Consider the following 11,033-nt stretch of genomic DNA (forward strand, 5'->3'; position numbering starts at 1 on the left):
AGGGCGACGAGGCGACGCCGACCATGGGCGGCGGCGGGGGAGGCGGCGGTCCGGTGTCCACCGTCAAACGGCTGGATTCCCGCGAGACCTGGAGTTTCGACATCGACGCCCGCGGGGCCGAGATCCTGCGCATCGCCGCCATCGGCGACGGCGACACCGACGTCGACCTGACGGTCCGGGACGCTGCGGGCAAGCTGCTGTGCGCCGACGGTTTCGGCGACCACTATCCGGTCTGCACCCTGTCGCCCGGCGCGCCGGCGCGGCTGCGGGTGCAGGTGGTCAATCGCGGCGCGCTGTGGACCCGCGTCCAGGTCCTCAGCAACTAGGCCTCAGGCCCCGGCCTTCCTCGCGAACGACAGCGCCCCTTCCGCCAGCATCGGGACCTGGGCGGCCATGGTCTTCGCATGGGCCGAGGCGGCGGTGCCGTCGCGCACCCGCCCGGCGATGCCCTGGCAGATGGCCGCCAGCCGGAACAGATTGTAGGCGAACAGCCAGTCGAGGTTCGCCGGCCGCGCCCCGGTCAGGCCGGCGTAGCGCTCGACCATCTGCTCGACCGAGGGAATGCCCAGGGCCTCGATATCGGCCCCGGCGAGGCCGTTGCGGGCCGTGGCCGGAATGACCCAGGCGATCAGCAGATAGGAGAAGTCGGCCATCGGATCGCCGAGGGTCGACAGCTCCCAGTCCAGCACCGCCCGCACCTCGGGCGCCTCGGGGGCGAGGATCAGGTTGTCGAGCCGGAAGTCGCCGTGGACGATCCGCGTCGGTCCCTCGGGCGGCAGGGTGGCGGGCAGGAATTCGATCAGCCGGTCCATGGCCGGGATCGGCTCGATCTCCGAGGCCCGGTACTGTTTGGTCCAGCGCCCGACCTGGCGCTCGAAATAGTTGCCCGGCCGGCCGTAGTCGCCGAGGCCGATGGCGGCCGGATCGAAGGCGTGCAGCGCCGCCAGCGTATCGACCTGGGCGTCATAGATGGCCCGCCGCTGGTCCGGGGTCATGCCCGGCAGTTTGAGGTCCCACAGCACCCGGCCCTCGACCTTGTCCATGACGTAGAACATCGAGCCGATCACGGTCTCGTCCGTGCACAGGGCCCACGGCCGGGCCACCGGATAGCCCTGGGCGTGCAGGGCCGAGATGACGGTGAACTCGCGGTCGACGGCATGGGCCGAGGCCAGCAGGGTTCCCGGCGGCTTGCGGCGCAGCACATAGGTTCGGCCGGGCGTGGTCAGCTCATAGGTCGGGTTCGACTGACCGCCCTTGAACTGGCGCACCGTCAGCGGCCCGGCGTAGCCCTCGACATGGGCCGCCAGCCAATCGCCCAGCCTCGACTCGTCGAGGGCGTAGCGCGGATCGACCTCGCGCGTGCCGGAGAAGGTCGACTGGGCGTCCGTGGGGGCGTCGGCGGGGGTGTCGGCGGGGTCGGTCTGGCTCATTGCGCGGCGATGATGGCGGCCTTCACCGCCCCGCGCCAGCCTTTCAGCAGCCGTTCGCGTTCGTCCGCGCCCATGCGCGGCGTCCAGCGCGCCGGCGCCTCGACCGGATGGTCCTCGAGGTCCGCAATCAGGCCGACGCCCAGCGCCGCCAGCCTGGCCGCCCCCAGCGCCGTCATCTCCTGGAAGGCCGGGCGCTCGACCGTGACCTCGCAGATGTCGGCCACGAACTGCATGGCGAAGGCGTTGGCGGTGACGCCGCCGTCAACCTTGAGCACCTTCAGCCTCGGGGCCCCGTCCCGCTCGAGCGCGTCCAGCAGGTCGCGGGTCTGGTAGGCCAGCGACTCCAGCGCCGCCCGCACCATCTGCGCCGGGCCGCTGTCACGCGTCAGGCCGGTGATGGTCCCGCGCGCCTCGGGCTCCCACCACGGCGCGCCGAGGCCGGTGAAGCCCGGGACCAGATAGACGCCGCCGTTGTCCTTCAGCCCCTGGGCCATGGCCTCGGACTGACGCGACTCCGAGATCACCTTCAGCCCGTCGCGCAGCCACTGGATCGCCGAGCCGGCCGAGAAGATCGATCCCTCCAGCGCCCAGGCCGCCTGCCCGCCCACGGCGTAGCCCAGCGTCCCGAGCAGCCGGCTGGTCGAGGCCACCGGCGTGTCGCCGACATTGGCCACGAGGAAGGCCCCGGTGCCGTAGGTGATCTTGGCGTCGCCGGGCTTCAGCGCGCCATGTCCCACCAATGCGGCCTGCTGGTCCCCCGCCGCCCCGTGGATCGGCAGGGCGGCCCCGAACAGGGCCGGGTCGCAATCGCCGAAATGATCCGCGCAAACCCGGATGTCCGGCAGTCCCGCCATCGGGACATTGAACAGCGCCGCCAGGTCGGGCCGCCACTGGCGGGTGGCGAGGTCCATCAGGGACGTGCGGCTGGCGTTGGTGGCGTCGGTGACGTGGCGGGCCCCGCCGGTCAATTTCCAGATCAGCCAGGTCTCGATCGTCCCCAGCTTGACCTCGCCGCGTTCGGCCCGCTCGCGCGCCTCGGGAACGGCGTCCAGCAGCCAGGCGAATTTGGAGGCCGAGAAATAGGGGTCGAGGATCAGGCCCGTCGCCGCCTGCACCATCGGCTCATGGCCGGCCGCCGCCAGTTTCGCGGTCGCGGCCGCGGTGCGCCGGTCCTGCCAGACGATGGCGCGATGCAGCGGCTCGCCGGTCGCGGCATCCCAGATCACCGAGGTCTCGCGCTGGTTGGTGATGCCGACGGCGGCGAACCGCCCGACCCCGCCCGCCTTGCGGATGACCTCGCGGCAGGTCTGCAGCGTCGCGGCCCAGATTTCCGCCGCGTCGTGCTCGACCCAGCCGGGTTTGGGGAAATGCTGCGCCAGCTCGATCTGGCTGACCGCGACCGGCCTCAGCCGCCCCCCATCCCCGCACTCGAAGGCGATGGCCCGGGTCGAGGTCGTGCCCTGGTCGATGGCGAGGATGAGGGGCTTCATCCGGTCAGGTTAGAGCGGCGGCCCGGAGACTCAACCGGGCATCGCGGCGAAGCCGCAACCTCGACCCCTGTCCGCGAGGGGGAGGTTCATCACAACGAACACCACGAGGCACGACGAACACAACGGGTTGAGAGCTGGCGCAGGCCCCGTCGTGTCCTTTGTGGGTTCTTCGTTGTGTTCGTTGTGAAGAACCTTCCAGCCTTCAAAGTCGGCTTCGCCGGGAAGAAATGACGCGGTATGGATATCCCATGCACACCGCCTCCTTCGCCGGCGTCCAGGACGCCGCCCGCCAGATCGCCGGCCGCGCCGTGCGCACGCCGCTGATCGAGAACCCGGCCCTCAATGCCCATGTCGGCGGACGGGTGCTGCTCAAGGCCGAAAACCTGCAGCGCGCCGGGGCGTTCAAATTCCGCGGGGCGTGGAACCGCATCAGCCGGCTCACCCCCGAGGAACGGGCCCGCGGCGTCGTGGCCTACTCCTCCGGCAACCACGCCCAGGCCGTCGCCGCCGCCGCCCAGATGCTGGGTATCGAGGCCGTCATCGTCATGCCCGCCGACAGCCCGGCGGTGAAGGTCGAGGGCGTCCGCTCGTTCGGCGGCGAGGTGCGGATGTACGACCGCTACACCGAAAGCCGCGAGGCCATCGGCGAGGAGATCGCCGCCTCAAAGGGCTCGGTGCTGGTCCGCCCGTTCGACGATCCCTTCGTCATCGAGGGCCAGGGCACGGTCGGGCTGGAGATTCTGGACCAGGCCAAGGCCGTCGGCGTCGCGCCGCTGGACCAGCTGGTCTGCGGCGCCTCGGGCGGGGGGCTGATCGCCGGCATCAATCTGGTGATGGCGTCGCTGGCGTCGCACACGCCGGTGATCGCGGTCGAGCCGCGCGACTACAACGACACCCAGCTGTCGCTCGCCGCCGGCGAACGCCTGACCCATGCGCCGGCCCGGGGCACGATCTGCGACGCCCTGATGACCGACAGGCCGGGCGAGCTGACCTTCCCCATCAACCGCCGCCTCGACCGCGTCGAGACCGTCTCCGACGCCGAGGTGGCCGAGGCCGTCCGCTACGCCTTCCGGGTGCTCAAGCTGGTGGTCGAGCCCGGCGGGGCCGTGTCGCTGGCCGCCCTGCTGGCCGGCAAGATCCAGGCGCGGGATCGGACCACCGCCGTCGTCCTGTCCGGCGGCAACGTCGACCCGGCCCTGTTCGCCGCCATCATCGAAGACCGTTTCACCCCGTCCGAGGAGTCCGCATGAGCCGCACCGAACGCCAGGGAACGCCCACGCCCGTCGCCGACCTGCCCGATCTGGTCGGACAGGAGATCGGCGTCAGCCGCTGGATCACCGTCGACCAGGCCCGCATCGACGCCTTCGCCGAGATCACCGAGGACCGCCAGTTCATCCACATCGACCCGGAGGCGGCCAAGGCCACCCCGTTCGGCGGGACCATCGCCCATGGCTTCCTGACCCTGTCGCTGCTGTCGGCCATGACCTACGACGCCATGCCGCCGCTGGAGGGGGTGGTGATGGGGGTCAACTACGGCTTCGACAAGATCCGCTTCCTCGCCCCGGTGCGGGCCGGGTCGAACGTCCGCGGCCGCTTCAGACTGCTGTCGGTCGAGGACAAGGGCGGCGGCCGCTGGCTGCTGAAGCACGAGGTCACGGTCGAGATCGAAGGCGCCGACAAGCCGGCGCTGGTGGCGGAATGGCTGGGGATGCAGGTGGTGGGCTAGCCCCCGCCGATCCCCTCGATCACCCGCCCCGAGCCCTCGCAGGTCGGGCAGGGCCGGTCGCCGACCAGACCTGTGCCGTTGCAGCCGGGGCAGATGTTCTCGCCGGTCCCGGGCGTGTCCGGTTCGGCCTCGTCGCCGGGGGCGGGGGTGATGGGGACCTCGGTCATGCGCCGGTAACGCGCGGGCGCGGCGGAGGGTTCAGCCCTCGCCGAGGCACCTCAGCGCCACTTCCAGATTGCGCAGTCCATCCTCGCCGGTCACCGCCGCCGGTTCGCCGGTGCGGATGGCGTGGGCGAAGGCTTCCAGCTCCTTCTTCAGCGGCTCGGCGGGCCAGCTGTTGACGGCGCGGGTCTGGTAGGAGCCGTCGGCCTGCTGGCCGAAATATTCGGTGACCTGGCGGGTGATCAGGTCGGCCACCACGAATTTGTTGCGCGTCGCCACCTGCAGGGTGCGGACCTTGTAGGGGGTCACCCAGTTGGTGGTGATGTGGGCGATGACCCCGTTCTCGAGCCGGAACTGCAGCAGGGCGGTGTCCTCGCGCTCGGCGCGGGTGCGGGCCAGCTGCGGCTGGACCTCCGTGATCTCGCTGTCGGTCAGGTGGCGGATGATGTCGATGTCGTGCACCGCCAGGTCGATGACCACCCCGACCTCGCCCATGCGCGGCGGGAAGGGGCCGACCCGGGTGATCTGGATCGAGATGATGTCGTCGCCGTCGATGGCGCGCTTGACCGCGTCGACGGCCGGATTGAAGCGCTCGACCTGGCCGACCATCAGCACGCGCTTGTTGGCCCTGGCCGCGTCGATCATGCGCTGGGCGTCGGCGATCGTCGCGGCGATCGGCTTTTCGACCAGCACATGGACGCCCTTCTCCAGCATGGCCACGGTCAGGTCGGCGTGGGTGCGGTTCGGGGTCGCCACCACGGCGGCGTCCAGCCCGGCGGCGACGAAGGCCTCGGCCGTGGTCACGGGACTGGCTCCATAGGCGGCGGCCACCCCCTCGGCGACGGCGGCGTCGGGATCGAACACATGGGTCAGCTCGACGTCGCGGATGTCGGACAGGACGCGGGCGTGGTTGCGCCCCATGACCCCCGCGCCGGCGACGCCGAACCTGAGGGTGGTTTGATGAGTGGTCATGCCCTGCCTCCTAACCCGTCATTCCGGGGCCGCGAAGCGGAACCCGGGACCGCGTCTGAACGCCCGGGTTCCGGATCGGCTCTGCGAGCCGTCCGGAATGACCGCTATTTTCCAAAGCTGGCGACGGCGGCGATGATGCGGTCCTGGGTCGCCTCGTCCAGATCGGAATGCATCGGCAGGCTGATGACGCGGTCCTTGAGACGCTCGGTCACCGGCAGCCCCTGCGGCCCGCGCGGATACATGTCATAGGCCGGCTGCAGGTGCAGCGGGATCGGATAATAGACCGCCGTCGGCACGCCCTGCGCCTTCAGATGCGCCGCCAGACCGTCCCGATCCTCGTGCTCGATGGTGTACTGGGCCCAGTTCGAGACATTGCCTTCCGGCACGTCGGGCACGGCCGCCACATGCGGGCGCAGGGCCTCGTTGTAGCGGGCCGCGACGCGGTTGCGCATGCCGATCTCGTCGCCGAACACCTTGAGCTTCTCGATCAGGACGGCGGCCTGGATGGTGTCCAGACGACTGTTCCGGCCGATGCGCATGTTCAGATATTTGGGGTCGTGGTCGAAGGTGCGGTCCTTCAGGTCCGACGCGATGGCCTTGCCGTGCACGCGGAGCGACTCGATCAGCTGGGCCAGGTGTTCGTCATTGGTCAGCACCGCCCCGCCGTCGCCGTAGCAGCCCAGCGGCTTGGCCGGGAAGAAGCTGGTGGTGGTGATGTCGGCCCATTTCAGCGGATGCTCGCCGTTGATGGTGCAGCCGAAGCCCTGGGCCGAATCCGAGATCAGTTTGAGGCCGTATTTGTCGCAGATGGCCTTGAGGGCCGGATAGTCGGCGGGCTGGCCGAACAGGTCGACGGCGATGACCACGCGCGGCTTCAGCCGGCCTTCCTTGATCGTCGCCTCGATGGCGGCCTCGAGATGGCCGGGGTCCATGTTGTAGGTCGTGGCGTCGACGTCGACGAAGACCGGCACGGCGTGGAACCACGGCACGATCTCGGCCGTGGCGGCGAAGGTGAACGAAGGCACGAACACGGCGTCGCCGTGGCCGATGTCCCAGGCCATCAGCGGCAGGGCCAGGGCGTCGGTGCCGTTGGCGCAGCCCAGGGCGTGCTTCGCCCGGCCGAAGGCGGCCAGGTCGGCCTCGAATTGACGCACCTGCGGTCCCATCACCCAGGCGCCGCCGACGACGGCCTCCTGCACCGCGGCCTCGATGGCCCCGTTCAGCCGCAGTCGCTGGGCCTGAAGGTCGATGAAGGAAATGGTCATGCCGGGGGTCTCCGTTGGCGCAGTCGGGGCCGCGCTCCCTAGCAAATCATCCGCCGTCCCGCCAAATCGGTTCGGGTCACTTCCCGTGACGGGTTGCAACGACAGCGTACGGCGCCGTATGCCCGTCGCATCATGACATCCGGCGTTCCCGCCGTCTTCCTCGATCGTGACGGCGTGCTGATCGAGGATTCCGGCTACCCCCATCTGGAAGACCATCTGCGCTTCACCCCCGGCGCCTGCGAGGCCGTGCGCCGACTGAACCAGCTCGGCTATCTGTGCGTCGTGGTGACCAACCAGTCCGGCGTCGCCCGCGGCCTGTTCACCGAAGCGCAGATGAAGGCCTTCAACGCCCTGCTGGTGCGCCGGATGGCGGCGAAGCAGGCCGTCATCGGCGCGGTCTACGCCTGCCCCTTCCACGCCGAGGCGCTGGACGAGCGCTACCGCCACCCCGATCATCCGGATCGCAAGCCCAATCCCGGCATGATCCTCCGCGCCGTCAAGGATCACCGCATCGATCCGGCGAAATCCTTCCTCATCGGCGACCAGGCCTCCGACCTCGAGGCCGCCCGCCGCGCCGGCATCCCGGGCTTCCGCTTCGAGGGCGGCAACCTCAATGATTTCGTAAAAGATCTGCTCGGCCATTGATGGAATTCGTCTGGCAGTGAATTACTCCGGGCCACGCCTCCCGGAGTCCCGCATGACCCAGACCTTCGCCGACCGCCGCTGGACCAGTTCCGACGGGCTCAGCCTGTACGCCCGCGACTACGCCGCCGCCTCCGGCGCGGCGAAACTGCCGGTGATCGCCATCCACGGCCTGACCCGCAACTCGGCCGACTTCGAGGCCATCGCCCCGCTGATCGCCCAGAGCGGCCGCCGGGTGCTGGCCGTCGACGTGCGCGGCCGCGGCCTGTCGGACCGCGCGCCTGATCCGATGACCTACCAGCCGCTCAACTACGCCCATGACGTGCTGGCTCTGATGGAGCAGGCCGGGATCGCCCGCGCCGTCTTCCTCGGCACCTCGATGGGCGGGCTGATCACCATGGCCCTGGCGGCGATCCGCTCGAAGGTCGTCGCCGCGGCCATCCTCAACGACATCGGCCCCGAGGTGGCGAAGGAAGGGCTGATGCGCATCGCCGCCTATTCCGGCCAGCCGGTCGACACCCCCGGCTGGGCCGAGGCCGCCGCCTATGTGAAGTCGATCAACGCCGTCGCCTTCCCCCACTACACCGACGCCGACTGGGACGCCTTCGCCCGCCGCACCTTCAAGATCGGCACCGAGGGCGCGCCGGTGCTGAACTACGACCCCGACATCGCCGTGCCGATCCGCGCCGCCGGGGCCAAGGCCCTGGTTCCCGCCCTGTGGCCGATGTTCGGGCGGTTGGCCAAGGCGCGGCCGGTGCTGCTGGTGCGCGGCCAGAACTCCGACCTGCTCAGCGAGGCCATCGCCGCCAAGATGAAGAAACGCGCCCCGAAGATGGACTATGTCGAGGTCCCCGGCGTCGGCCACGCCCCCATGCTCGACGAGCCCGAAGCCAAGGCGGCGATCTTCCCGTTCCTGGGCGAGCTGCCTTGAGCGGCCTGTTCATCCTGGCGCTCGTCGCCGGTTTCATCTGTCTGGGCGGCGCCTTTGCGGTGGCACTCTATCTCGACCTTCACGTTCGCGCCCAGAAGCAGTCAGGCTCCCTCCCCAAGTCGACCAGGACGTTGTTCAATGGGGTAATGACGCTCGATGCTACGGTGCTCTATGGTCCGGAGTATGTGGCGCTGGATCAGACCACACGGCGGTTGGTGCCGATCGTCCGCGTCCTCGTTCCGATGGCTTTTATCATCATCGCCGGCCTGATCGCCTGGGGTGGCCTGAGCCAGCCATAGCCGGTCAGTCCGGAACGTTGGCCTCCAGCTCGTCCAGCCACACCCGCGCGGTCGCATCCGACGGCGCGCGCCAGTCGCCGCGCGGCGACAGCGAGCCGCCGGTGACCACCTTGGGCCCGTTGGGCAGGGCCGAGCGCTTGAACTGCGAGGTCTGGAAGAAGCGGACGAGGAATTTGCGCAGCCAGTGTTTGATGGTCGCCAGGTCGTATTCGATCTTCTCGTCCTCCGGCGTCCCCGCCGGCCAGTGGCCCGTCCCGGCGTCCTTCCACGCCTGATGCGCCAGCCAGGCGACCTTCGACGGCTTCAGGCCGAAGCGGGTGATGTAGAACAGGAAGAAGTCGTTCAGGGCATAGGGCCCGACCGTCGCCTCGGTCGACTGGATCTTGCCGTCCTGCGCCGGCACCAGCTCCGGCGAGATCTCGGTGTCGAGGATGCCGCGCAGCACCGGCGCCGCGTCGGCCCCGACCAGTTCGCGGTCGGCCACCCAGCGGATCAGGTGCCGGATCAGCGTCTTCGCCACCCCGCCGTTGACGTTGTAGTGGCTCATATGGTCGCCGACGCCATAGGTGGCCCAGCCCAGCGCCAACTCCGACAGGTCGCCGGTGCCCAGCACGAAGGCTCCGTTCTGGTTGGCCAGCCGGAACAGATAGTCGGTGCGCAGCCCCGCCTGCACATTCTCGAAAGTGATGTCGTGGACCGGCTCGCCCTTGGCGAACGGGTGGCCGATGGCCTCGAGCATGGTCGTCGCCGTCGGCCGGATGTCGATCTCGGCCCCGGTCACGCCCAGCGCCTTCATCAGGGCCCAGGCGTTCGACCTCGTCCCCTCGGACGTGGCGAAGCCCGGCATCGTGTAGCCGAGGATGCCCGTGCGCGGCAGGCCCAGCCGGTCGAAGGCGCGGCAGGCGACCAGCAGGGCCTGGGTCGAATCCAGCCCGCCCGAGACGCCGATGACGATCTTCTCGCCATTTGTCGCCTTCATCCGCCGTATCAGCCCCTGCACCTGGATGTTGAAGGCCTCGTAGCAGTCCTGATCCAGCCGCGCCGGGTCGTCCGGCACGAAGGGGAAGCGGTCGAGGGGACGGATCAGGTCGGCCGACGGCCCCGGCCCCGGCCCGGCCTCGAACGGGATCACCGTGGCCGGCTCGCCCTCCAGCCGGGCGCAGTCGGCGAAGGTGCCGTTGCGCAGCCGGTCCAGCCCGATCCGCTCCACGTCGATATCGGCCACGGTCAGGTGACTCTCCATCGAGAAGCGCTCGCCGCTGGCCAGGCAGGCGCCCAGTTCGTGGATGATCGCCTGCCCGTCCCACGCCAGGTCGGTGGTGCTCTCGCCCCAGCCCGAGGCGGTGAAGACATAGGCCGACAGGGTCCGGGCCGACTGGCTGGCGCACAGCAGGGCGCGTTCCCCGGCCTTGCCGATGACGATGTTGGAGGCCGACAGGTTCAGCAGGATGCGCGCTCCCGCCAGCGCCGCGCGCGTCGACGGCGGCTGCGGGGCCCAGAAGTCCTCGCAGATCTCGACCGCGAAGACGAAGCCGGGCCGGTTCGCCGCCTCGAAGATCAGGCCGGGGGCGAAATCGACGGTCTCGCCGCCGAGCACGATCGCATCCTCGGACCGGCTCGCCGCCGGGGCGAACCAGCGCTTCTCATAGTACTCCCGATAGTTGGGCAGATAGGTCTTGGGCACGACCCCCAGCACCCCGCCCGAGCCCAGCGCCACGGCGCAGTTGTAGAGGGCGTCGCCGTTGCGCAGCGGCGCCCCGGCGACGGCGATCAGCCCGGCCGCGTCGGCCGCCTCGGCCACCCGCTCGATCTGCCGCTCGACCTCGTCCAGCAGCGCCCCCTGCATCAGCAGGTCGTCGATGGCGTAGCCGCTGAGGCTCAGCTCCGGAAACACGATCAGGTCCACGCCCCGCGCGCCCGCCTGCTCGATCAGGGCGATGTGCTCGTCGGCGTTGGCGACCGGATCGGCGGTGTGGACCACCGGCGTGGCCGCGGCGACGCGGACGAAGCCGTGGGCGGCGGGGCTGTGAAAGGCGTGGGTCTTGGGCATCTAAACTCCGCTCATCCCGGCGAAAGCCGGGACCCAGTGCTGTCCAGCGTGGCGCCGGCGCGTGGG

12 protein-coding genes are annotated in these 11,033 nt (G+C 70.0%); 6 read left to right on the plus strand and 6 right to left on the minus strand.

Going from position 1 to position 11,033, the window contains the following annotated elements:
- Window positions 1-326, plus strand: a 326-nt coding sequence (locus RDU12_RS06805) for a hypothetical protein (RefSeq protein WP_308684328.1), incomplete at its 5' end; no start/stop codon positions are given.
- Window positions 327-329: 3 nt separating this feature from the next.
- On the opposite strand, the gene RDU12_RS06810 is transcribed toward RDU12_RS06805, so the two are convergent.
- Window positions 330-1,430, minus strand: coding sequence for a phosphotransferase family protein (locus RDU12_RS06810; protein WP_300290171.1), 1,101 nt, complete (start codon window positions 1,428-1,430; stop codon window positions 330-332).
- Window positions 1,427-2,920, minus strand: coding sequence for a glycerol kinase GlpK (gene glpK / locus RDU12_RS06815; protein ID WP_300290172.1), 1,494 nt, complete (start codon window positions 2,918-2,920; stop codon window positions 1,427-1,429). The genes RDU12_RS06810 and glpK overlap by 4 nt, the downstream gene beginning before the upstream one ends.
- Window positions 2,921-3,168: 248 nt before the next feature.
- On the opposite strand from glpK, the gene RDU12_RS06820 reads away from it, so the two are divergent.
- Together RDU12_RS06820 and RDU12_RS06825 are read left to right on the plus strand one after the other, a co-directional pair.
- Window positions 3,169-4,170: a threonine/serine dehydratase gene (locus tag RDU12_RS06820; protein WP_300290173.1), complete on the plus strand. Its 1,002-nt coding sequence runs from the start codon at window positions 3,169-3,171 to the stop codon at window positions 4,168-4,170.
- The gene (locus tag RDU12_RS06825; protein WP_300290174.1) at window positions 4,167-4,646 is read left to right on the plus strand and encodes a MaoC family dehydratase; all 480 of its coding nucleotides are present in this window, start codon (window positions 4,167-4,169) and stop codon (window positions 4,644-4,646) included. Before RDU12_RS06820 ends, RDU12_RS06825 begins: the two co-directional genes overlap by 4 nt.
- Here RDU12_RS06825 and RDU12_RS06830 read toward each other — a convergent pair.
- From RDU12_RS06830 to RDU12_RS06840, 3 genes are all read right to left on the minus strand, one after another.
- Window positions 4,643-4,813 (minus strand): hypothetical protein, encoded by a 171-nt coding sequence (locus RDU12_RS06830; protein WP_300290175.1) that lies wholly within the window; start codon window positions 4,811-4,813, stop codon window positions 4,643-4,645. The genes RDU12_RS06825 and RDU12_RS06830 overlap by 4 nt on opposite strands.
- 31 nt (window positions 4,814-4,844) lie before the next feature.
- The gene (locus RDU12_RS06835) at window positions 4,845-5,780 is read right to left on the minus strand and encodes a Gfo/Idh/MocA family oxidoreductase (protein WP_308684329.1); all 936 of its coding nucleotides are present in this window, start codon (window positions 5,778-5,780) and stop codon (window positions 4,845-4,847) included.
- Between the two features lie 104 nt (window positions 5,781-5,884).
- Window positions 5,885-7,045: a DegT/DnrJ/EryC1/StrS aminotransferase family protein gene (locus RDU12_RS06840; protein ID WP_300290177.1), complete on the minus strand. Its 1,161-nt coding sequence runs from the start codon at window positions 7,043-7,045 to the stop codon at window positions 5,885-5,887.
- 132 nt (window positions 7,046-7,177) lie between these two features.
- Here RDU12_RS06840 and RDU12_RS06845 point away from each other — a divergent pair, with 132 nt between their 5' ends.
- Genes RDU12_RS06845 through RDU12_RS06855 form a run of 3 tightly spaced genes read left to right on the plus strand, consistent with a single transcriptional unit; the run spans window position 7,178 to window position 8,917 of the window.
- Window positions 7,178-7,690 (plus strand): HAD family hydrolase, encoded by a 513-nt coding sequence (locus RDU12_RS06845; RefSeq protein WP_300290178.1) that lies wholly within the window; start codon window positions 7,178-7,180, stop codon window positions 7,688-7,690.
- A gap of 52 nt (window positions 7,691-7,742) precedes the next feature.
- Window positions 7,743-8,618, plus strand: coding sequence for an alpha/beta hydrolase (locus tag RDU12_RS06850; protein ID WP_308684330.1), 876 nt, complete (start codon window positions 7,743-7,745; stop codon window positions 8,616-8,618).
- Window positions 8,615-8,917, plus strand: coding sequence for a hypothetical protein (locus RDU12_RS06855; RefSeq protein WP_300292816.1), 303 nt, complete (start codon window positions 8,615-8,617; stop codon window positions 8,915-8,917). The genes RDU12_RS06850 and RDU12_RS06855 overlap by 4 nt, the downstream gene beginning before the upstream one ends.
- Before the next feature lie 4 nt (window positions 8,918-8,921).
- Here RDU12_RS06855 and RDU12_RS06860 read toward each other — a convergent pair whose 3' ends face one another.
- Window positions 8,922-10,967 (minus strand): NAD(+) synthase, encoded by a 2,046-nt coding sequence (locus RDU12_RS06860; RefSeq protein WP_308684331.1) that lies wholly within the window; start codon window positions 10,965-10,967, stop codon window positions 8,922-8,924.
- Window positions 10,968-11,033 lie beyond the last annotated feature (66 nt).

Origin of the sequence: Brevundimonas sp. (assembly GCF_031082345.1) — a bacterium.
Lineage (GTDB): Bacteria > Pseudomonadota > Alphaproteobacteria > Caulobacterales > Caulobacteraceae > Brevundimonas.